Here is a 21,930-nt window from a genome sequence, read left to right on the forward strand (position 1 = left end):
GCTATGAGTTTTGGATATGAGCACAGCTCGGAACGTTACGATGCCCGCGGTGGGCGCGACTACCGGGGAGGCCGGGGCCCGCGCGGGGGCCGAGATCGCCACTTTGACCGTCGGGATGGGCGAGGCGGGGCGCCGCGCGAACGGCGCGAATTTGTGCGGGTCGAGGGAGACGACGTCGATCTTATTGATCGCCTCCACGAACTTGACGGACGCAACTACCCGGCCTACAAGTCCGTTATCGGTGATTATGACTACGGCATGTATACCGTCCATATTGATCGGGTGCAATCCGATCCCTACGCCCCGCCCTCCTCGCTGCGGGTAACAGCCGATCCGGCGAAGGTGGGGATTCCCGCCGACTTGCTCACCACCCCGGAACAGCGCCTGGCTGTTGCTGATTTCCTGGCCCGTACTTTTGCGGAGCGCTCCCGTCATTCCCGCGATATTTCTATCGCGAAAGTGGGGCAAGAGATTTTGGAGCGTTCGAGCGCAACCGTTTTCGCCAATCGCGTGGAATTACGTTTCCAATGCCATTTCCCGGCTCAGGGACGCACCATCCTCGGGCACGCCATGGCACAAACCGCAGATGAGTACCTTCCCGAGATTATCGAAGCCACGCTCAATTTCTCCTCCGAAGGAGAAGAATTCGCTGCTCACCGGGCCGCGTTACGCAAACACGTGGAAACATATGAAGATTATCTCGCCCTCCAGGAACTGATTCGGGAGCGCGGCTGGATTGGTTTTATTAACGACGGCGCAGTGCTGGTGCGCCGCTCAGGAATTTCCGATCTGCCTTTGACAGACGCCATCGCATTCTCCAGCCCCGAGAACTTGCGCGACAGCGTGCATCTCCCCCATGCCGGTGAGGTGACCGGTATGCCGATTATCCCGGGTATTACGGTGATCGTCGGCGGGGGCTACCACGGTAAATCCACGTTGCTCTCCGCTCTCGAGCGCAGCGTCTATCCGCATATCCCCGGGGATGGCCGCGAACTGGTGGCCCTGGATCCCAGCGCGATGAAGGTACGCGCTGCCGATGGACGCTGGGTGACCGGTGTGGATGTCTCAGCTTTCATTAATTCCCTGCCCGATGGCACGGACACCACCGATTTTTCCACCGAAAATGCTTCGGGTTCCACTTCGCAGGCCGCCGCGATTTCCGAGTCCATCGAAGCCGGCTCGCGGGTTTTGCTTATTGATGAGGACACCTCGGCCACCAATCTCATGATTCGTGATGAGCGGATGCGCGAGCTGGTTCCGGCTACCCAGGAGCCTATTACACCTTTTGTGGATCGGGTGGCCGGTATGGCGCGCGCCGGTATTTCCACCATCATGGTCATGGGCGGCTCGGGTGATTACTTGGATGCCGCGGATCGGGTACTCCTCATGGATCACTACGTGTGCCACGATGTTACGGAGCAGGCCCGTGCGGTAGCCGCAGCTCACCCGCGAGAGCGTAATGATATCGCGGAGTTTACGCACCCGGCACCGCGCTATCCCCTCCCCCTCAAGGCCCACGGGGTGAAAGCGAAAACGAAATCGCGCGGGGTGGATCTTATTTCTCTGGATCGCGCTGATATTGATGTGAGCGATGTGCCCCAGATTGTGGATCCGGGCCAAACCGCCGCAATTGCCTGGGCGATCCGCTCCCTGACCGACCCGACCCGCGCCCTGTGCCTACGGGGCAAATACACCGTTCCGGAAGGTATTGGGCGCCTCGAGGAGACAATCGCTACGCACGGTCTGGATGCGCTGGGCGCCGGTGAGAAACCAGCTTTCCTGGCACGGCCGCGCGCGGTGGATATCGCCGCGGCGCTTAACCGTTACCGCACCCTCAAGGTGGTGCACGCACCGGTGGAGGAACCCACCGCGGACGAGGCAGAGGATGCAGAGAAGGCTCACGATCTCGTTGCCACGCCGTCCGCGCCGTCGGTAGAGAGCACCCCCAGCGCACCGTCCGCACCGTCGGTAGAGAGCACCCCCAGCGCACCGTCCGCACCGTCGGCCGGAAGCGCCTGCTAGTTCTCCGGTCCGACCGTTACACACGAACGCTGGCCTGCCGCAATGCGGCGGGCCAGCTCGTTTATATCGGCGGCTCGCACGGCGCGGGCCCGGCGCAAGTGTTCCTCATGCGAAATAATGCTGCCGCGCACCAACTCGGAGGTACCGAGCCGGGTCATAGCGGTGCCCACCCGTTCGGCGTCGAAAACAATATCGGCACGCAGACGCCGGAAAGCAGATTCTGTTTCTTCTTCACTCACGCCATCACGGGCGAGGCGATCCAACTCGGTCATCATGAGCTCCCGCACGGTGCCCACATTGTGCGGGGCGCACCCGGCCGCCAGGCAGAACATCCCGCCTTCGCGGTAACTAACCGGGAAGGAGTAGGTTGAGTAGGCCAGGGCGCGCCGCTCGCGAATTTCTTGGAAGAGCCGCGAGGACGTTCCTCCACCCAGAATCGCGTTGAGGGCGAGCAAGGTAGGAAGCTCCGCGCTGGTCAAGCTCAGCCCCGGCATCCCCACGATAACCGCAGCCTGCTCCACTTCCTTAGGAATATGCAGCTCGCGTGCCTCCTGGTAGGTAATGGACGGGGCGATACGGCGCGGGTGGGCATCGCGCTCCGTGCTCAGATCCCAGCCCCCGGTGCTCAGCGCCCGCACCGCCAGCTCGCACAGTTCTTCATGGTCGACGGCGCCCGCGGCAACCACCACCACCTCATCGGGATGATAGACCCCGTGGTAGTGCTCGAGGAGCGCCTCGTGTTGCAAAGCCCGCACCGTTTGCGCCGTTCCCCCGACGGGGCGCGCCAAGGGGTGATCCCCGAAAACAAGCTGTGGGATTTTCTCCATGGCGGTATCGGTAGCGTCGTCGGCATACATGGCGAGTTCTTCGAGAATAACGCCACGTTCCACGGCGAAATCTTCGGCACTCAGCGTGGCGCTGGTGAGCATATCCGCGAGGATATCAACGGCCTGGGCCAGGTCTTCGTCAAAAATATGACCGTGGTAGTGGGTGTATTGCTTCGAGGTGGCCGCGTTAAAGCCACCGCCCAGGTAGTCTGTTTCCCGCGAAATATCAAGGGAACTGCGCCGCTTCGTTCCCTTGAAGAGCAGGTGCTCTAGGAAATGGGTGGATCCTTGGGTATCCGCTACTTCGTCGCGAGATCCGGCACCCACCCACATGCTGACGTAAGTGGAGTGAATATGGGGCAGGCGGTAGCTGAGGACACGGAGCCCGCCGGGGAGGACGGTGCGGCGCAGAAGTGCGCCGTCGTCGTCAATACTGAGACTGGCGCCCGCGTTAAGTGGAAGGGGCAGTTCGCTATACAACATGGGAATACTTTCCTGGATAGTTACGCAAACTCCCCGAACGTCCGGAAACATTCGGGGAGCTCACTGTACCTTAGCGCCCGTGGGCGCGGGTTTTAGTCTTCGTCCGTGTGAACGGTGCGACGACGCCGCCGCGAACCGCGACTTCCACGCGAACCGCGGCTCGAGCTGGAGTCAGCATCGGAGTCGTCGGTCGAGGGTGCGCTGGGCGCCGAAGACTCGGTGCGCCGGCGCGAACGGGAACGCGAACGGTTCTGGCGCGGGGCGCTTTCCTCCGCTTCACCGTGCTCGCCCTGCTCGGACGTTTCCGTTTCGGCGTTTGCTTCGCCTTCCGGAACCACCGCTTCCAGGGAGATCTTGCCGCGGTCATCGATTTCACCGATTTCGACCTCGACCTTATCGCCTACGTTGAGGACATCTTCCACGTTTTCCACGCGCTTGCCACCCACGAGGCGGCGAATCTGGGAAATGTGGAGGAGGCCGTCGCGCCCCGGGGTGAGGGAGATGAACGCGCCGAAGGTGGTGGTCTTGACCACGGTACCTACGTAGCGTTCGCCCACTTCGGGAAGCTGCGGGTTGGCAATGGAATTGACGGTGTCACGAGCGGCTTCCGCGGAAACGCCGTCGGCGGCGCCAATGAAGACGGTGCCGTCGTCTTCGATGGTGATTTCCGCGCCGGTATCTTCCTGGATCTGGTTGATCATCTTGCCCTTGGGACCGATGACCTCACCGATCTTGTCCACCGGGATCTTCACGGTGAGGATACGCGGAGCGGTGGGTGCCATCTCATCGGGGCCGTCAATGGCCTGGTTCATGAGATCGAGGATGGCCAGGCGGGCATCACGGGCCTGGGATAGCGCCGCGGAAAGAACCTCCGCGGGGATGCCGTCCAGCTTGGTGTCCAGCTGGAGCGCGGTCACGTACTCGCGGGTACCGGCCACCTTGAAGTCCATATCGCCCAGGGCGTCTTCCGCACCGAGGATATCTGTGAGGGTCACGTACTTGGTTTCCCCGTCGATCTGGGCGGAGATAAGACCCATGGCGATGCCGGCAACCGGTGCCTTGAGCGGCACCCCGGCGTTGAGTAGGGACATGGTCGAGGCGCATACGGAACCCATGGAGGAGGAGCCGTTCGAGCCCATCGTCTCGGAGACCTGGCGGATCGCGTAGGGGAATTCCTCGCGGCTGGGCAGCTGGGATTCCAGCGCCATTTCGGCCAGGTGCCCGTGCCCGATTTCGCGGCGCTTGGGGCTGCCCACACGCCCGGTTTCGCCGGTGCAATAGGGCGGGAAGTTGTAGTGGTGGATGTAGCGCTTGTGGGTAATCGGGGAAAGATTATCCAGCGGCTGCTCCATCTTGAGCATATTGAGGGTGGTCACCCCGAGGATCTGCGTTTCACCACGCTGGAAGATCGCCGAGCCGTGCACGCGCGGCAACACGCCAGCCTGCGCGGAAATCGAGCGAATATCGGTGGGGCGGCGCCCGTCCATCCGCACGTTTTCGGTGAGGACGTGGCGGCGCATAACCTCCTTGAAGTGGTCATTGACCGCGGCAGCGAGGCCCGGGCCGTCTTCTTCCAGATTGAACTGGGCATCGGCGGGCACCGTCAGTTCGGAAACGATCTGATCGGTAAGGTCATTGAGGGCGGTATCGCGCTCCACCTTGTCCACAATTCCGAGGATGGTATTGAAGCGATCACCCAGAACATTCCCGACGGCCTCAAATTGGGCTTCGGTGTAATTCGGGAAGAAGGGGTAGTCCGCGGTGGGCTTACCGCATTCTTCGATGAGCGCGCGCTGCGCCTCGCAGAGGGTGCGGATAACGCCCTTGGCGGCTTCCAGGCCCTGGGTAATAACCTCTTCGGTGGGGGCAATACCACCGGCGGCCACATTCGCTTCCGTTTGTTCGGGAGCTTGGGCCTCCACCATGGTGATGGCGACGTCGTCCCCAACAATGCGCCCGGCAATATCCATGGAGAAGGTGGCGCGCGCCATTTCCGACCAGCGCGGGAAGGCGATCCACTGCCCGTCCACGAGGGACACGCGGGTGCCGCCGACCGGGCCAGCAAAAGGCAGATCCGTCAGCGAGGTGGACAGGGACGCGGCGTTAATCGCGAGGACGTCGTAAGCATCATCCGGGTGGATGGAGAGGACCGTCTCCACGATCTGCACTTCGTTACGCATGCCCTTGGTGAAGAGCGGGCGCAGCGGGCGGTCGATGAGGCGGGCGGCCAGAATCGCATCCGTACCGGGGCGACCTTCGCGACGGAAGAACGAGCCGGGAATTTTACCGGCCGCGTAGGACCGTTCTTCCACGTCCACCGTCAGCGGGAAGAAATCGAAATGTTCCTTCGGGCTTTTCGAGGCGGTGGTGGCGGAGAAAACGGTGGTTTCTCCATCTAGGTAAGCCAGGGCGGCACCGTTGGCTTGTTGGGCAAGCAGCCCGGTTTCAAAACGGATGGTACGTGTTCCAAAGGAGCCGTTATCAACAACGGCTTCCACACTATGAATATTGGGACCCTCCACGGGACCTCCTTTTATTTCGGCCGCGAGGCGGCCATCAGTGGTAATTCACGAAAACGGGCCAGAGTTGTTCCCGCCTTCGTCAACCATCACCGAAGACCACGTTCGCGGTACTCCACATATTGGGGTGCGCAGGCGCGCCACACCCTTTCTATCGTAGTGTCCGAGCAAGCAGCTGAGCGCCGCACGCAGTTCACTTGCGGCGATGCTGAGCAGCTTCTCACGCCTGCGGACATACGGAAAGCGGCCCGGGATAAAACCCGAGCCGCTTTAAGTACTTATCGACGCAAGCCGAGGCGTGCGATCAGCGACCGGTACCGCTCGATATCTTCCTCAGCGAGGTAGCTGAGAAGGCGGCGGCGCTGGCCGATAAGAAGCATGAGACCACGACGCGAATGATGGTCGTGGATGTGCGAGCGGAAGTGCTCCGTCAGCTGCGAAATACGAGCCGAGAGCAGGGCCACCTGCACTTCGGGGGAACCGGTATCGCCCTCGTGCGTGGCGTATTCGGCAATGATCTTCTGCTTTTCTTCAGGCTTGAGGGCCATGCGATTCTCCTTAGTTTCCGTTGCACGGAGCTCCGGGGCATGTTCTCCCAGGCATGACGCTACCGTGGCCGATGTAAACGGCCTGAAAATTCTAGCACACGGCGACGACGCCGCGCACTGGCGTCCCCGCCAGTGCGGGTGTGGCCTTCCCCGCTTTCCGTTTACTAGTCGATGGCGGGTAGCTGGTCGATGGCGGGAGCTAGGAGCGTTCCACGAAACCGCTGAGCACCATATTGACGAGGGAGACCACGATCCCGCCGAAGAGTGCCGCCCAGAAGCTACCTACCACCAGGTGCACCGCCAAGTCCTGAGAAGCCCAGGCGGTGAGCGAGATCATCGCCGCGTTGATCACCAGGGAGAAGAGTCCGAGAGTGAGGATATAGAGCGGGAATGAGAGGAATTTCAAGATTGGGCGGATCACCGCGTTGAGGATGGCAAGAATGAGGCCAGCCACCACGAACCATCCAATGAGGCGGAGCGTATCGGGGGCCTCCCCCACCATTGCCAGACCGGGAATAACCAACGTGGCTACCCACAGCGCAACAGCATTGATAGCGACGCGAAGAGCGAATGTACTCATGCACCTACCCTAGCGAATGCGCCCTGTGGTTTCTCGGCGGTGCTAACGGCGCCGACGGCTTGTTAGGCCCGCACCGCCCCGGGTGGGACACGCCCGGCGGGTGGAACGCCCAAGCGGTCCGCGGTTTCTAAAACGTCCAGGTCGATACGATTCAGCAGCTCATCAACCGAGGCAAAAGTGAGCATGGGGCGGATACGGGAGACGAAATCGATACTGATGGGTTCCCCGTAGAGGTTGAGGTCGCTACGCCCGAGCACGTGGGCTTCCACGGTACGTTCCTGGCCATCGAATTGCGGATTGGTCCCCACGGATATGGCTGCCGGGAGGTATTCTTCGGCGCTGCCTCCCGAAACGCGGCGCACTAGCCATCCGGCGTACACGCCATCAGCAGGCACTTCACCCAGCTCATCGCCACTCAGGTTGGCGGTGGGGAATCCCAATTCACGCCCGCGCCGTGCCCCGTGCACCACGGTGCCGTGGATACGGTGCGGGCGCCCTAGGATCTGCGCGGCGCTAGCGACATCGCCGGTAGCAAGCGCGGCGCGCACCCGGGTGGAGGACCACCGTTCACCCGCCGCGTCACAGCGGTCACCTACGATTTCCACACCGAAACCCAGCTCGGTGCCGAGGCGACGCAGCACCGCTTCATCTCCGGTATTCCCCGCCCCGAAACGAGCATCGTGCCCAACCACAACGAAACCGGCCCGGAGTTGGCCCACAAGTTGGTTCCGCACAAATTCCGCGGCGGTGGCACGGGCGTAGGCGGCGTCGTAACGCTGGAGGTAGAGCGCATCCGCACCCAGCGTCTCAATGCGATTAATGCGATCTTGCAGGCTCATGACGAGACGAATATTTGCCTCGGGGCGGTGGACGGTGGCGGGATGGGGATCAAACGTGAGAACAATAACGGGCCAGCCGAGTTCCCGGCCAATATCAACCGCGCGGGTGAGAACGGCGCGGTGTCCACGATGGACGCCGTCGTACACCCCGAAGGTCACCAAGCTCCGGTCAAAATCCGGCGAAATATCTAAGGGAGATGTCCAAATCTGCACGTTCTCCAGGGTAGCTTATTCCCACCGTTATCCAACCTGCGCAAAAATCAGAATTTTTTGCGCGCTCGGGCTTGACATTTTTCTGTCATGGCGCGGGGCCTCCCGCGCCCCGTATGCCCCAAAATCCCGGTGATTTTCCAGATAAACTGGTACGCGAAGAAAGCGTGCGCAGCGTCGGGCAGCCAGGTTACGGTGCCCCGGACCTGCGCGCAGGATAGCTGTGGCGATGGGAGGCACACCAATGGCACGATTTGTGAGCGCCGGTGAAGCACTTGTAGACATTATTATCCGTGAAGGGGAAACCGGACCCGGCACCGAGGTCGTGGGCGGTTCACTTCTCAATGTGGCATCCGGTGTTGCCCGGCTCGGCCAGCACGTAGAACTCGCTACCTGGTTCGGGCGTGACGAGCGAGGGGAACGTATCGCCGCGCAGGCCGCCGCCATGGGGGTGGATATCGTCCCCGGGTCCGACGGCGCCAGCCGCACCACCACCGCGAGCGCCTTCCTCGACGCGGAGGGCCGGGCAAGTTATGAGTTCGACGTCGAATCGGACTTCCCCGAGATCCCGGACCCGGAAACGGTGGGTCACCTGCACTGCGGCTCATACTCTGCGGTGGTGGGTGCCTCGAGCAAGAAGATTTTGCGTGCCGTCAAACGCCAGGCCCTCACCGGCACCGTTTCCTATGATCCGAATGCCCGCCCGGATCTCATGGGTTCTCCCGAAAAGGTGCGGGAGAGCATTGAGGAACTGGTGGCACTGTGCGATGTGGTCAAGGCTTCCGATGAGGATCTCGAGTGGCTCTATCCCGGTGAGCCGGTAGAGCGAATCATGCGGCGCTGGGTCACCTCCGGGCCGGGCATGGTGGTGGTAACCCGCGGGCCGTGGGGCGCTTATGTCAAGCTGGCTGGGGAGCGCGATATGCTCGTCGTCGATCCGCTTAATGTGGAGCTGGGCGACACCGTGGGCGCCGGCGATTCGTTTATGGCCGGAATGCTGGCCGGACTCATGGAGGCCGGGCTTCTCGGATCGGTGGAAGCCAAGCAGCGCCTGCGTGCAGCCCATTTCTCCGACGTGCGCCCGGCCCTGCACCAGGCGGTTATTACGGCGGGGCTGACCGTCAGCCACGACGGTGCTTACTCCCCCACTCCCGCGGAGGTAGACACTGTTCGCACCGGCGACCCGGCGCTACGTTAAGTATTATTTTGGAAGGAAAATAAATGACACTCCCCTTCGTTGTTGGGGCGTATGCTTCGCTCCCCGAACCCGCCTCGCAGCCCGATTACTATCACCTGCTGGCGGAGCAGGAATGGGTCTCCGGAATCGAGATTCCTTTCCCCGGAGTCCTGGCCAGCGATGCCAAGTCCATCGCGGATGTCATCGCCCCGCACTGGACGCTTAACACAATTACCGCGATTCCCGGAACCATGCAGAACGTCGGGAAAAACCCAGCTTTCGGACTGGCTTCCCCCGACGAGGAGGGCCGCGCGGCCGCCCTCGCTTTCACGGGCAAGATTCGGGACGCCGTTGCTTCCCTTGCCCAGCTCAGTGGCCGCCCCGTCATCACGAAGGTGCAGCTCCATTCAGCACCCACAAAGCAGGCCGACGGCGCAGCTTTCCGCGCCTCCCTTACCGAGCTAGCGAAGTGGGATTGGTCCGGGGCGGTTCCCGTGATCGAGCATTGTGACCGCTATATCGAAGGTCAGGCTCCGGAAAAGGGCTTCCTTGCCCTCGAGGAAGAAATTGCTCTCTGCCAGGAGCTAAGCCTGGGTATCCACATCAACTGGGGGCGCTCCGCACTCGAAGAACGCAGCGCGGACACGGCTTTCGCGCATATCAAGGCATGCGGCGAGGCGGGTGTGCTTGCCGGTCTCATGTTCTCCGGAGCGGGCCCGGCAGAAACCCAGTACGGCTACGCCTGGATTGACGGACATCTGCCCTCGCAGACCGACGAGCCGACGTCGATTATGACGGCGGAAGAAATCACCCGCTGCGCCAATGCTGCTCGCGAGGGCGGGGCGCGGTACCTGGGGGCTAAGATCTGCGTGCCAGCCAATGCTTCTTTGCCTGAGCGCGTTGCCATGCTTGAGCATATCCACCGTGCCGCGGTAGCGAACTAACCGCACATTATCGCTAGCGCGTGCATCACCCCGCGCCGGTAACCTTCACGGCACCGGCGCGGGGATTTTTATGCACCTACACGCCGAGGGGGAATACTGTGGCCGGCCGGAAGGTATCCCCGTGCCGGCGCGCAACCGCAACGAGGTCATCGCCGCGCAGCAGGGCGACGGTGCCAGCTTCACTTCCTGCCCTGGAATCGTCTGCATGTACCTCTGGGGCGAGCTCATCCTCCGGCACCGTTCCTCCAGCAGGCGTCACTTCTCTCCCCCGTGCCTGAAGGAATTGGCCGTGGCGCACGGATTCAGCTTCGGCTAGGTCAATCTGCACCGTCGGCAGCGCACGAACCGCCACCTGCGCCAGCGGGATAACAGGGGGCTGTGCCCCGCTCTCTACCAGTTGTGCTAGTTCCGCTATGCTCACCGCTTCGGCTTGGCTGAAGCCGCCCACGCGGGTGCGTCGCAGCGCGCTCATGAGGGCCGCACTTCCCAGCGCTATCCCGGTATCCCGGGCAAGGGCACGGACGTAGGTGCCCGAAGAGCAGCTCACTTCCACATCAACATCGGCAACCGACACAGATGGTGCGCGAGCTTCTACCTCATGCATCCCATCCCCCAGAGCCGCACCATCCAGCGCCGCTATGCTACCGATCTCCACGTGGCGCCACCGAAGCTCCCCGCTACGCTCCAGCCGAGCAATATGGACCGGCACCGCCTCGAGCGCCACCTTCTGGCCAGCTCGAGCCAGGTCATAGGCCCGCTTGCCAGCGATCTTCTTGGCCGAATACGCCGAAGGCACCTGGGAGATATCACCCTGGAGGGAGGAGAGAGCAGCGTCAAGCTGCGCCGTCGTACCGGAAAAACCTGGAGTGGACGTGACGGTACCGGTGCAGTCCTCGGTATCGGAGCCGATGCCGAGCGTAAACGTGGACCGGTAGTCTTTATCAGCCCCGCTCAGGTAGGTGAGGAGACGGGTACCTGCGCCGACGCCCACCACGAGCACCCCGGTGGCCATCGGGTCAAGAGTACCGGCGTGCCCGACTTTACGGGTGGCACATAAACGACGCAGCGCCGCGACAACGTCGTGGGACGTCACTCCGGCGGGTTTATCAATAACCAGGACGCCGCTCGGCGCCGGATGCTGCGCGCGCGGCAGCTCAGGCCACGGATTCTGGCGCATCGGTTTCATGAGATGCTTCCGGAGCAGATGTCGCACGAGGAAGCGACGGAGCCTCAGAGTCTGACGGTGCTGCGGCGCCGTCGTCCTCCGTTACCTCACGGGGTTTGCGGTAGGGATCAGCCTCCCCCGCGTATTCCTTGCCCTCCGCGTTGCGCGCCAGTTCGGCATCACGGTGCAGCGCCGCGGCCAGAACATCCTCGAAGGTGCGAGCACCTTCGGGCAGTTCGTCTGCCACAAATTCCAGGGTCGGGGTGAGGCGCAAACCGAGCTGGCGACCCACTTCCGAACGCAGCGCACCCTTAGCCGCCTCCAGTCCGCGAGCAGCGTCTTTCACCTGGTGTTCGTGCCCGATCGCCGTGAAGAATACGGTGGCGTGCTGGAGGTCGCCGGTTACCCGGGTATCGGTGATAGTCACCATGGTCAGGCGCGGGTCTTTCATACGGGTGTTAATGGTTTGCGCCACGATCTGCTGGATACGTTTCGCCACCCGTTCCGCACGGGGATTAGCCATCTTCGTCTCCTTTATTGCTGGTGGATACGGTGCGGCCCGCCAGCGCCAGTGGCGAGCCGGCGGGCCGCACCATTCCTCAGGACAGTCAGGACAGACCCCTAGCTACGGGCCTTCTCCTGCATCTCGAAGGTTTCAATAATGTCGCCTTCGTGAATATCGCGATAGCCGAGCGTAATACCGCATTCGTAGCCTTCGCGCACTTCGGTGACATCGTCCTTTTCGCGGCGCAGCGAGACAATTTCGAGTTCGGGTTGAACCACGACACCGTCGCGCACCAACCGTGCCTTCGCCCCGCGCTTGATCGCGCCGGTGCGGACAATCGAACCGGCAATGGTGCCGGCCTTGCCCGAACGGAAGAGCTGGCGCACTTCGGCGCTGCCCAACTGGACTTCTTCGAGGACGGGCTTGAGCATGCCCTTGAGGGCCGCTTCCACTTCCTCGATGGCTTGGTAGATGACCGAGTAGAACTTCATCTCCACGCCTTCGCGTTCGGCCAGATCCGCCACGCGTTCCGCCGGGCGCACATTGAAGCCGATAATGACGGCGTTATCAACGGTCGCGAGGTTGACGTCGTTCTGGGTGATGGCACCCACGCCACGGTGGATAATCTGCAGCGCCACTTCGTCGTCGACCTCAATATCGAGGAGCGAGGATTCCAATGCTTCCACGGCACCGGAGGAATCGCCCTTGATAATAAGGTTGAGCGTTTCGACGCTGCCTTCCTTGAGGACGTCGCCGAGGTTCTCCAGCGAGACACGCTTGCGCCGCCTGGCAAGGGAAGCCGCCCGTTGGGCCGACTCGCGCTGTTCTGCGATTTGGCGTGCGGTGCGTTCGTCGTCCGCCACCAGGAAAGCATCACCCGCGGAAGGCACCGCATCCAGGCCGAGGACCTGCACCGGCATAGAAGGACCAGCTTCCTTGACCGGGTTGCCACTGGCATCAAACATCGCGCGCACGCGCCCGTGGGCAATACCCACCACAATCGGATCGGAGATCCGCAGCGTACCGGTCTGCACCAAAGCAGTAATAACCGAGCCGCGACCCTGATCGAGCTTGGCTTCAATAGCAACACCGCGCGCGGTGCGATCCGGGTTAGCCTTGAGCTCCAATTCGGCATCTGCAACGTAGAGGATGGCTTCGAGGAGATCGTCGATACCGATACGCTGCTTAGCCGACACGTCAAGGAACATGGTGTCCCCGCCGTATTCTTCGGCGATGAGTCCGTATTCGGTGAGCTGACTGCGCACCTTCTGCGGATTAGCGCCCTCCACGTCGATCTTATTGACCGCGACAATGATCTTCACACCCGCGGATTGCGCGTGGTTGATAGCTTCCACAGTCTGGGGCATCACGCCGTCGTCCGCGGCAACCACGAGGATCGCGATATCGGTAATATCCGCACCGCGGGCACGCATCTGGGTGAAGGCTTCGTGACCGGGGGTATCGATGAACGTAATTGCCCGGGTTTCGCCTTCGTATTCGATATCGGTCTGGAAAGCACCGATGGCCTGGGTAATACCGCCTGATTCGGTACCTTCCACCCGTGAATGGCGGAAAGCGTCGAGGAGCTTCGTTTTACCGTGATCCACGTGGCCCATAACGGTAACAACCGGGGGACGCGGCTTGAGGTTCTCTTCGTCTTCCAGGAGCTCTTCTTCTTCGAGGTTGATGTCGAAGCTCTCCAGGATTTCGCGATCCTCATCTTCGGCGGAGAGAACTTCCACCTCGTAGCCGAGTTCGGCGCCCAGCAGCTTGAAGGTATCTTCATCCAGCGACTGGTTCATCGTGGCCATTTCACCCATGCGGAAGAGCACAGTAATGAGGGCCGCAGAGGAAGCACCGATACGCTCAGCGAAGTCCGCCAACGAAGCCCCTTGACGCAGGCGCACCACCGTGGAGCCATCCCCGCGAGGAACCTGGACGCCGGAAAGCATCGGCGAGGACTGTGCTTCGTATTCTTCGCGCCGGGTCCGCTTGGACTTGCGGCCGCCGCCACCTCCGCGACGCCCGAAAGCACCAGCGGTGGAACCGCCGCGCGAACGCCCGCCACTGCGGGTGAAACCACCCGTAGGCCGACCCTGACCGCCGCGATTCTGACCGCCACCAGCCGGGCCACGCCCGCGGCCACCACCGCGACCGCCCCGCCCTGAGGAAGGAGCACCGGCCATCTGGTTAGGCATCATCGCCGGCGAGGGACGCGAACCACCGTGCCCGCGCCCGCCACCGGAACGCTGCCCGCCACCGTGGTTGTTTTGATGTGCACCAGGGCGCGGAGTACCCGCACTCTTGCGCCCGCCACCGGGACGGGGCATACCCTGCGAGGTGGCATATGGATTATTGCCGGGCCGCGGGCCGCGCCCGCCACCGGGACGGGGCATACCCTGCGAGGTGGCGTAGGGGTTGTTCCCGGGCCGCGGGGTGCGCTGATCGGCTTCGGCACGCGCGGCCTTGGCGGATTTCACCGCACCGCGCGGGGTAGGAATATTGGAACGGCCGGCGTGCCCAGTTTCATGGGACTTTCCGCCGCCATGCGCGGCATCGGAGCCGTGCGCGGATCCCGTGTCCCCAGACTTTCCGGACGGTGCGGGCGCGCCGGGCTTAGGAGCCGGTTTCGGTGCCGCCTGCTGCGGGCCCGGCTTGCCGGGCTTCGGAGCCGCACCGCCGTGCGCGCCAGCTGCGGAGCCGGGCTTGGGCGCGCCAGCAGCGCCAGTGCCGCTAGCGGTTCCGGCAGCGCCTGCCACCGCAGTCGGAGTGGGCGCCGCGGCGCTATTCGAATGAGGTTTGGCCGGAGCCGGCTTCGGGCCGGGCTTGGGTGCACCGGTACCAGTACCGGCAGCAGTTCCGGCATCCCCGGAGTTCGCGGCAGCCTTCGCCTGCGCCGTCACATCGACAATCGAGGCTGAACCGGCGGGCATATCCACCGCATCGGGTGCCACGGGGTGCTTACGGACCGGCTTGCGCGGTGCCGGCTTACCGCTCCCCTTGGATTCAACCAATTCGGGATGCGCTTCAAAGTATTCACGTGCTTTACGCACGACAGGTGCCTCAATGGTGGACGAGGCAGATTTGACGAATTCGCCGTTCTCTTTGAGTGTGGCCAGCAGCTTCTTGCTGGTCACCCCCAATTCTTTGGCGAGTTCATGGACGCGGACTTTTGCCACAGTTCTCCTTCGTTGGGCCCGGCAAAAGTGCGCGCGGACCCGTTAAATCCGGTTGTTCATCGTTGGGTACTCATCGGGTGCCCATCAGCTTCCAACCCGCTTTCTTGGTCTCGGGTTTTCGCTCCGCTCACGCGAGCGAACTGATTACTTTTGTTACGGCATGCGGAGGAAGAACGACGGCGCAGCGAAAGGCATGCGCAAGTTGTCCTGTCCGCATTCCCCTGGCTAGACAGTCAGGGCGGGCGTGCACCCACGCTCCCCGGCCGGGCAGCCGCTGCTTTTTATCCACAACAACTCCCGCATCGGTTAGCGCTAAGCGCACCAGATCCTCCCGGGCGGCACGCTGACGGCACCCCACGCACATGCGCGGATTTTTAGCCATCATCCCACCGCCTCGAAATTCACACCCTATCTATTTTAGCGGCAAGATGCTACTAGCGCACGTCATCATGCGACTGTGCCGCGTGATCTTCCCCGTGTTCAGCTCCGCTGGTTGGTTCACCATCGGAAATTTCCACAGCGGGAGTTTCTTGCACATCGGATTCTTTACGAATATCGATGGACCATCCGGTGAGCTTAGCTGCCAGGCGCACATTCTGCGCTTCTTTACCGATAGCGAGGGATGCCTGCCCATCGGGAACGATGGCCCGTGCCTGACGCTTCTCCGCGGAGATGATATCCACCCGGGTTACCTTCGCGGGGGACAGTGACGCGGCGATAAAGACCGCCGGGTCGTCGTTGTAGTCAACGATGTCAATTTTTTCTCCGCCCAGCTCCGTGGTAACCGCACGCACGCGCTGCCCGTTGTGACCAATACATGCACCCTTGGCATTGACCTCCGGATCCTCAGCGTACACGGCGAGCTTGGAGCGATGCCCCGCTTCGCGCGCGAGCGCCACAAGTTCCACGGTCCCGCTAGCAATTTCAGGCACTTCCAGTTCGAAGAGACGGCGCACAAAATCCGGGTGGGTACGCGAGAGCCGAATAGAAGCGCCGCGGCTGGTCACCACTACGTCCAAGACAAGGGCGCGGATACGATCTCCCCGATTGAGATGTTCGGTCGGAACCTGTTCTTCAGCTCGCAAAATAGCTTCGTGATCCCCCACCTCCACGAGGAGATCACGGGAGAAGCTATCGCGCCCAGCCCGGCCCTGCACCACGCCGGAAATAATGTCACCTTGCTTATTTTTAAAAGAGCCAAGAACGCGATTCGCTTCGGCTTCCTTGAGTCGCTGGGCGATAACGGATTTCGCCGTCGCCGTTGCAATGCGCCCAAAATCGTGCGGGGTGTCATCGAATTCACCGACGACGTTACCCTCGTCATCAATTTCCGGGGCCCACACCACGATTTTTCCGGTGCGCCGATCCATATCGACCCGAGCCCCACGAATCGCACCGGGCACCCGTGCATAGGCGTGCAGCAAGGCATCTTCAATTGCTTCGACGAGTACATCGGAGCTCAGACCAAGTTCACTTTCCAGGGCCCGCAGCTCGTTCATGTGAATTTGAATATCCACGATTTCTCCTACTCTTCCTCGCCGTCGCGATGGAATTCAATATCAACACGGGCCCGTTCCACCCGGCCAATGGGTAAGCGCCGTTCCGCTCCCCCATTATCCGGTGCGAGAACGAGGATATCGCCCTCAACGGCGCGCAACCGGGTCACGATCTCATCCTCACCGGAGGGCGTCAAACGCAGCAGGCGTCCCACGGCGCGAGAAAAGTGGCGCGGTTCGACGAGTGGACGGGTGGCACCGGGGGTGGACACTTCAAGGTTATAGGCGCCTTGGACGAGGTCGACGTCGTCCAAACGCGCGGAAATAAGACGCGAAACGTCGGTTAGTTGATCCGAGCCAACACCGCCGGGGCCGCTGGGAAGATCGACCGTAACTTGGACGACGGCGCGCCCGCCGGCACGCCCCACCGTTACGCCTTCCAGGTAGAGCCCGCATCGGGATACAAGAGGTTCAATCGCGGCGATGATTTCACCGGTCCGCTGTGCCTGACTGGATTTACGGGGCCCGGTAGAGCGGTGGTCCCGCCGCGTGGGAGGACGCGAACTCTTGGAATGACTCATGGGCTAATCCTACAGTTTCCGCGCCGGGCCGTGGTACACGGGCGTGCCAGACGGCGCCTACGGTGCTGCCGAGGTGGCACAATGTAAGCGGTTTTATTCCCGTCAAGAAACAAGAGAGCGGAGAAGCATGGTAGCTGCACCCCGGAGCGGAGCGCCCGCTCATCGGCGCACCTCTCAGCCGGTTCGAACCACGGTGCAGCTGGTGGGCGCCGCCGTGCTTACGATCCTCATCATTGGCGCCATTCTTATTGCGATGGGAGCGCGGTGGGAACACGGCGATCCCTCCCCCGCACCCATGACGACGGCGCAAGAACTGCGCCAAAGCCTTGCCGTAGCATCCCAACGGTGCTCCGCGGCTGCCACTGATCTGGCCGCTGAAACGGGCGGCTACGCCGCGCAGGTATACCAGGATGTTGCCGAGCACGCGAGCATATGGGAGAACCAGCTTGGTGGGGTATGGCAGGCGTGGCCGAGCGGAGCCCCGGCCGGGCATACAAATTCCCCCGAGCCTTCTCCCCTGGCTCCCGATGCTGCCGAATTACTCACGGAATTATCCAAGATTAGCTCCGCAGCGGTAACGGCCGCGGATGCGCTACTGCCCGAAGCAGAAACTCCGGCGAAAGGAGCGGCCGTCGGTGCGGCAAATGGTGCAGTAACTTACGTGGCAGACGGTGCGGTAGGCGGCGCAACGAAAGGCGCCGGGGCTCGCGAGGAGATGTCCGAGGAAACAGCCGGGGAGCGTGCGCTCTATTTAGCAATTGCGTTGCGGGCAACCTGGGATGCTCAGCTGGTGGCAGAGGCTGCTGGCTTGCCCGCCCCGGCTCCCCTTGGTGCTGCGGCGCAAGGTGGCGCCGGCTACGATGTCGCCCAGCTGGCATCGGCTGGCGGCGACGAGAAACTTCTCACGGCCGCGAATACAGCCCGCCAATGGTATGAAGTTGATGCGGCACGGCGTGGCATGGAGGGGCATGCCGAACGTATGGAACGCATCGCACGCATTGCTGATCTGGAGGAAGCCCTACTTCGCGCCGGCACCCCGGATACCCGCGCCGCCAGCATTCCCCTCCCGGCTGTTGCAGACGATGAGCTCGCATCCGCTGCGTACGCCACTTTGATCGGTGCGCTGTGGCATAGCGGAGCACCGGCCACGGAGGCTCTCAATTTTGCGATTGCAGTGAATGACGCTGACGGCGGCACCGGTGCGGGCGGTGCTATCGGTGCCAGCGGCACCACTAGCCAGGGCCTGGGCAGCGACGCACTCCCCGGGCTTTCATCACGCCGTCATTAGAGCCACTTTTGTCTATTAGCCCCACAAAATGCGCTTCCAGGACATACATATTTATGTAGCTGGAAGCGCATTTTGTGGTTATACATTTTCAGATCCGAGCACGATGTGCCTAGGATTGAAAACCGTTACTCGCCCGCTTGGGCAGCAGCTAGGATCTCCTGTACGCGCGAGGCAGCATCCGCCACCGCCACGTCTTCGGATTCCCCGGTGGCGCGGGTGCGTACTTCCACCGTTCCATTGGCCAGACCCCGGCCAACCACCACCGCGTAGGGCATGCCCAGGAGCTCGTAATCAGCGAATTTCACTCCGGCGCTCACCTTACGGCGGTCATCGAAGAGGACTTCGATACCCGCGGCGGTCAACTGCGTGGCTAAGTCCTCCGCGGCAGAGAAGACGGCGTCGTCCTTACCAGTGGCAAGGATATGCACCTGCGCGGGCGCGACACCCACCGGCCAGACCAGGCCCTTCTCATCGTGGTACTGCTCGGCAATAGCAGCAAGGACACGGGACACACCCACCCCGTAAGAGCCCATGGTGACCACGCGAGTTTTACCGTTTTCGTCGAGCACCGTCAGACCGAGAGCCTCGGCGTATTTGCGTCCCAGCTGGAAAATATGGCCAATTTCGATACCACGCGCGATATCGAGCGGGCCCGAGCCGTCCGGGGCCTCGTCACCGGCGCGTACTTCCGCTGCCTCGATGGTGCCATCAGCCTCAAAATCGCGCCCGTAAACCAGGTTGAAGACATGCTTATCCACCGCGTTGCCGCCGGCGATCCAGCGCGAGCCCCGAGCTACGTGGGGATCAAGGAGGAGGCGCGCCACCGGCACCGTTGCGCCGTCGCCAGCACCGTCAGCTCCGTCGCCGGAATTATCAGCAACAGCACCACCGCGAGCCTGCGGGCCAACCGCGCCGGGACCGGTATAACCCGGCACAATTCCCGGATACTTCTCCATATCCTCAGGAGCAGCAAGCTCCACCTCTGCCGGCGCCAAGCTAGCTTCCACCCGCTTCATATCAACTTCGCGGTCTCCGGGAAGGGCGATGACCACCACTTCCTTCTCCCCATCGGGATGGGTAAGGGTCACAATAACCGATTTGAGGGTATCTGCGGCATTCCACGGGCGGTCCGAACGCGGATGCACCTGATTTGCCATCTCAACCAGGTCAGCGATGGTTTTCGCCCCGGGAGTGTCTACCAGCTCCGGTGCAGGAACGTCGGAGAAGTCCTGCTCGGGAAGCTGCGGCGTCGTAACCGCTTCGGTATTCGCGGCGTAACCACCCGCGGACCGGACAAAAGTGTCCTCCCCAATAGCGGTGGGGAATAAGAACTCTTCCGAACGCGAGCCGCCCATTGCCCCGGACATCGCGGAAACAATGGCGTAAGGCAGGCCCAAGCGCTCGAAAATACGCTGGTAGGCCGCGCGCATCGTATTGTAGGAAACGTCCAGACCTGCCTCGTCCATATCGAAGGAATAGGCATCTTTCATGACGAATTCACGCCCGCGAATCACGCCGGCGCGCGGGCGGGCCTCATCGCGGTACTTCGTTTGGATCTGGTAGAGCGTGAGGGGCAGATCCTTGTAGGAAGAATAAAGATCCTTGACGAGAAGCGTGAACATTTCTTCGTGCGTGGGGGCAAGCAACATGTCGTTACCCTTGCGATCCGCCAGCTTGAAGAGAGTGGGGCCGTATTCGCTCCAGCGGTTCGTTGCCTCGTAAGGTTCGCGCGGGAGCAGGGCCGGGAAAAGTACTTCCTGAGCCCCGGACGCATCCATTTCTTCCCGGACAACCCGCTCCACTTTCCGCAGCACCCGCAAGCCGAGCGGCAACCAGGTGTAAATACCTGGAGCCACGCGCCGCACATACCCGCCGCGGACTAGGAGTTTATGACTGGCGACCTCGGCGTCGGCCGGGTCTTCGCGCAAGGTGCGCACAAAAAGACTAGACATTCTCAGCACGCCCGCCATTCTACCCGCTCATGATGCAGGACGGCGCGGCACCGGTGGTGGATGGGGCAACGGCGCAAACGGGGCACGGCTCACTCGGCACCGGAGCGGATGGCGGGAACGGTACCCGAACGGAGCGACAGCGCCAAACGGAGCGGCAACATGGCGCCAGAGGGTACACGCAGCGCCCTGAAACTAAAGGAGGATCGTTGCCCATTCCCCCGCGCGGCTGAAACCAACATGCTGGTAAAGCCTAACCGCGGCGGTATTGTAATCATTGACGTAGAGAGAGACGGTGGGCGCATAGCGGGCGCGCACCTGGTCAACGACGCTGGCCATCGCCCGGGTTGCTATCCCGCGGCCCCGTAGATCAGGGGCGGTCCATACGCCTTGGATCTGCGCCACTCCCCCGGCCAAGGCACCGATATCAGCCTTGAATTCCACTCGTGGGGCTCCGGTGGCGGGATCTATTCCCATACGCACGAAAGTGTGACCGGAGCGGATAAGATCACGGACTCGCCGCCCGTAGCTCGGCCCATAAACAGTCGGGTCGTATCCGACTTCCTCGGTGAACATAGCTACTGCCGCGGGAAAAACAGCACCGAATTCCCAGGGCTCGGCCGGCCGCACCTGCGGATCGGGCGCCACCGGGGAAGCGTGGGTCAGGGAGAGGGAATATTGGCGTGCCCGAACCTCACGAGCGGGACTCCAGGAGCGCTCCAGGTGCTCCCACAGTCCGAGAACCTGATCGGCTGGCCCAAGGATGGAGCAGGCCACCCGATGCCGGGAAAGAATATCGTCACCTAGTTCGCGCAGGCCCGCCGGGGAAAATCCCAAAGGGATAATATTGCCGCCATCCCAGGCTAGAGCTTCAATATCGCGACGGTGCATCGCCGCCAACGCCGAGGATGTCCCCACGCCCATGCGTTCCACATTGACGCGGGCGAGCACGGAATTGACCGGGTCGCGAGCTAAAAATTCCAGGGCGCGGGATTTATCCGCACCCGTGAGACGGCGCAACGAGGATGCAGCTCGATGCGGCCAAATGGAGCGTTTCATCGCGGTGTATTTACTCCGCTACTCCACCGCAAGCAAGACGCTGACAGCCCGCTCGAGGAACACGTCAACGACGGCTTCGTCATAAGCGTTTTTTCCGCGCGATTCCGGGAAAATAGCATCACGCACCACTTCTGAGGTGACGGTTTCTTCACCATCGAAATACCGGGCAAGACGGTCGAGAAGCTCATCAACATCCGATTTGCGGTATCCCCAACCTTCAGCGTCAGCAAAACGCTGCCCAGCCGGGCGTAGCAGGCGCGGATAAAGGCTTTTAGCGTCCTGGTAAGCGAGGTTGAGCCATGCCTGTTCCCCGCGCGCCCCGATAGTATTCGCACGCTTGAGGTGAATAAAGGCAGCTTCGAGGCGGTCGAGCGCGGCATCCACCCGAGCCGGATCATATCCGCCACGCTGGCGGGAAAAACCGGCGCGCCGCACATCCGTTTCGTCCATATCGCCAGTTCCTCGCGAATATGCGTCTTTTGCACGGGCGAGGAAATCATCGACCTGCTCGGTATTGTATCCGCGCGTGAGCGGACCCACTCGTTTAAACGTGCTCACA

18 protein-coding genes are annotated in these 21,930 nt (G+C 62.2%); 4 read left to right on the forward strand and 14 right to left on the reverse strand.

Translation table 11 applies throughout. The features are described from left to right. Positions 1-3 precede the first annotated feature (3 nt). Positions 4-2,022: an ABC-ATPase domain-containing protein gene (locus QP828_RS02570; protein WP_274778451.1), complete on the forward strand. Its 2,019-nt coding sequence runs from the start codon at positions 4-6 to the stop codon at positions 2,020-2,022. On the opposite strand, the gene QP828_RS02575 is transcribed toward QP828_RS02570, so the two are convergent. From QP828_RS02575 to QP828_RS02595, 5 genes are all read right to left on the reverse strand, one after another. Further along, positions 2,019-3,332, reverse strand: coding sequence for a M16 family metallopeptidase (locus tag QP828_RS02575; protein WP_274778450.1), 1,314 nt, complete (start codon positions 3,330-3,332; stop codon positions 2,019-2,021). The two genes, QP828_RS02570 and QP828_RS02575, sit on opposite strands and share 4 nt — an antisense overlap. Before the next feature lie 92 nt (positions 3,333-3,424). Beyond that, on the reverse strand, positions 3,425-5,854 hold the full coding sequence (locus QP828_RS02580; RefSeq protein WP_274778449.1) for a polyribonucleotide nucleotidyltransferase: 2,430 nt from the start codon (positions 5,852-5,854) through the stop codon (positions 3,425-3,427). A 275-nt stretch (positions 5,855-6,129) separates the two neighbouring features. Then, complete coding sequence (gene rpsO, locus QP828_RS02585) at positions 6,130-6,399, reverse strand: 30S ribosomal protein S15 (RefSeq protein WP_016442511.1); 270 nt, start codon at positions 6,397-6,399, stop codon at positions 6,130-6,132. Between the two features lie 199 nt (positions 6,400-6,598). Next, positions 6,599-6,979 (reverse strand): phage holin family protein, encoded by a 381-nt coding sequence (locus tag QP828_RS02590; protein ID WP_126134650.1) that lies wholly within the window; start codon positions 6,977-6,979, stop codon positions 6,599-6,601. Positions 6,980-7,041: 62 nt separating this feature from the next. Continuing rightward, positions 7,042-8,031 (reverse strand): bifunctional riboflavin kinase/FAD synthetase, encoded by a 990-nt coding sequence (locus tag QP828_RS02595; protein WP_274733154.1) that lies wholly within the window; start codon positions 8,029-8,031, stop codon positions 7,042-7,044. 241 nt (positions 8,032-8,272) lie between these two features. On the opposite strand from QP828_RS02595, the gene QP828_RS02600 reads away from it, so the two are divergent. Together QP828_RS02600 and QP828_RS02605 are read left to right on the forward strand one after the other, a co-directional pair. Beyond that, the gene (locus tag QP828_RS02600) at positions 8,273-9,226 is read left to right on the forward strand and encodes a carbohydrate kinase family protein (protein WP_274733152.1); all 954 of its coding nucleotides are present in this window, start codon (positions 8,273-8,275) and stop codon (positions 9,224-9,226) included. A 23-nt stretch (positions 9,227-9,249) separates the two neighbouring features. After that, positions 9,250-10,149 carry a DUF4862 family protein gene (locus tag QP828_RS02605; protein WP_274733150.1) on the forward strand — a complete coding sequence of 300 codons (900 nt, stop codon included), beginning with the start codon at positions 9,250-9,252 and terminating at the stop codon, positions 10,147-10,149. 76 nt (positions 10,150-10,225) lie between these two features. Here QP828_RS02605 and truB read toward each other — a convergent pair whose 3' ends face one another. The 6 genes from truB to rimP all read right to left on the reverse strand — a co-directional run bounded on the left by truB (position 10,226) and on the right by rimP (position 17,075). Beyond that, the gene (truB, locus tag QP828_RS02610; protein ID WP_274733148.1) at positions 10,226-11,326 is read right to left on the reverse strand and encodes a tRNA pseudouridine(55) synthase TruB; all 1,101 of its coding nucleotides are present in this window, start codon (positions 11,324-11,326) and stop codon (positions 10,226-10,228) included. Next, entirely contained in the window at positions 11,304-11,837 is a 534-nt protein-coding gene (gene rbfA, locus QP828_RS02615; protein WP_274733147.1) for a 30S ribosome-binding factor RbfA, read from the reverse strand. Before rbfA ends, truB begins: the two co-directional genes overlap by 23 nt. 98 nt (positions 11,838-11,935) lie before the next feature. After that, positions 11,936-14,998, reverse strand: coding sequence for a translation initiation factor IF-2 (infB, locus tag QP828_RS02620; protein WP_274733145.1), 3,063 nt, complete (start codon positions 14,996-14,998; stop codon positions 11,936-11,938). Between the two features lie 127 nt (positions 14,999-15,125). Next, on the reverse strand, positions 15,126-15,383 hold the full coding sequence (locus QP828_RS08775) for a YlxR family protein (RefSeq protein WP_367881876.1): 258 nt from the start codon (positions 15,381-15,383) through the stop codon (positions 15,126-15,128). Between the two features lie 49 nt (positions 15,384-15,432). After that, positions 15,433-16,509, reverse strand: a complete 1,077-nt coding sequence (gene nusA, locus QP828_RS02625; protein ID WP_241227329.1) for a transcription termination factor NusA — start codon at positions 16,507-16,509, stop codon at positions 15,433-15,435. A gap of 14 nt (positions 16,510-16,523) precedes the next feature. After that, positions 16,524-17,075, reverse strand: a complete 552-nt coding sequence (rimP, locus tag QP828_RS02630; protein WP_274733143.1) for a ribosome maturation factor RimP — start codon at positions 17,073-17,075, stop codon at positions 16,524-16,526. Between the two features lie 127 nt (positions 17,076-17,202). Here rimP and QP828_RS02635 point away from each other — a divergent pair, with 127 nt between their 5' ends. After that, positions 17,203-18,363, forward strand: a complete 1,161-nt coding sequence (locus tag QP828_RS02635) for a hypothetical protein (RefSeq protein ID WP_274733142.1) — start codon at positions 17,203-17,205, stop codon at positions 18,361-18,363. A 125-nt stretch (positions 18,364-18,488) separates the two neighbouring features. On the opposite strand, the gene QP828_RS02640 is transcribed toward QP828_RS02635, so the two are convergent. The 3 genes from QP828_RS02640 to QP828_RS02650 all read right to left on the reverse strand — a co-directional run bounded on the left by QP828_RS02640 (position 18,489) and on the right by QP828_RS02650 (position 21,929). Continuing rightward, positions 18,489-20,315 (reverse strand): proline--tRNA ligase, encoded by a 1,827-nt coding sequence (locus QP828_RS02640; protein ID WP_274733231.1) that lies wholly within the window; start codon positions 20,313-20,315, stop codon positions 18,489-18,491. Positions 20,316-20,507: 192 nt separating this feature from the next. Continuing rightward, complete coding sequence (locus QP828_RS02645) at positions 20,508-21,371, reverse strand: GNAT family N-acetyltransferase (RefSeq protein WP_274733141.1); 864 nt, start codon at positions 21,369-21,371, stop codon at positions 20,508-20,510. 18 nt (positions 21,372-21,389) lie between these two features. After that, complete coding sequence (locus tag QP828_RS02650; protein ID WP_126134663.1) at positions 21,390-21,929, reverse strand: DivIVA domain-containing protein; 540 nt, start codon at positions 21,927-21,929, stop codon at positions 21,390-21,392. Position 21,930: the final 1 nt, after the last annotated feature.

This window comes from Actinotignum sanguinis, from assembly GCF_030230305.1.
Lineage (GTDB): Bacteria > Actinomycetota > Actinomycetes > Actinomycetales > Actinomycetaceae > Actinotignum > Actinotignum sanguinis.

Coding starts and splice junctions, on each gene's coding strand:
- QP828_RS02605 (WP_274733150.1), top strand. CDS start 9,250: ATGACACTCCCCTTCGTTGTTGGGGCGTATGCTTCGCTCCCCGAACCC.
- QP828_RS02570 (WP_274778451.1), top strand. CDS start 4: ATGAGTTTTGGATATGAGCACAGCTCGGAACGTTACGATGCCCGCGGT.
- QP828_RS02635 (WP_274733142.1), top strand. CDS start 17,203: ATGGTAGCTGCACCCCGGAGCGGAGCGCCCGCTCATCGGCGCACCTCT.
- rimP (WP_274733143.1), bottom strand. CDS start 17,075: ATGAGTCATTCCAAGAGTTCGCGTCCTCCCACGCGGCGGGACCACCGC.
- rbfA (WP_274733147.1), bottom strand. CDS start 11,837: ATGGCTAATCCCCGTGCGGAACGGGTGGCGAAACGTATCCAGCAGATC.
- QP828_RS02575 (WP_274778450.1), bottom strand. CDS start 3,332: ATGTTGTATAGCGAACTGCCCCTTCCACTTAACGCGGGCGCCAGTCTC.
- truB (WP_274733148.1), bottom strand. CDS start 11,326: ATGCGCCAGAATCCGTGGCCTGAGCTGCCGCGCGCGCAGCATCCGGCG.
- QP828_RS08775 (WP_367881876.1), bottom strand. CDS start 15,383: ATGATGGCTAAAAATCCGCGCATGTGCGTGGGGTGCCGTCAGCGTGCC.
- QP828_RS02600 (WP_274733152.1), top strand. CDS start 8,273: ATGGCACGATTTGTGAGCGCCGGTGAAGCACTTGTAGACATTATTATC.
- QP828_RS02590 (WP_126134650.1), bottom strand. CDS start 6,979: ATGAGTACATTCGCTCTTCGCGTCGCTATCAATGCTGTTGCGCTGTGG.
- QP828_RS02645 (WP_274733141.1), bottom strand. CDS start 21,371: ATGAAACGCTCCATTTGGCCGCATCGAGCTGCATCCTCGTTGCGCCGT.
- rpsO (WP_016442511.1), bottom strand. CDS start 6,399: ATGGCCCTCAAGCCTGAAGAAAAGCAGAAGATCATTGCCGAATACGCC.
- QP828_RS02640 (WP_274733231.1), bottom strand. CDS start 20,315: ATGTCTAGTCTTTTTGTGCGCACCTTGCGCGAAGACCCGGCCGACGCC.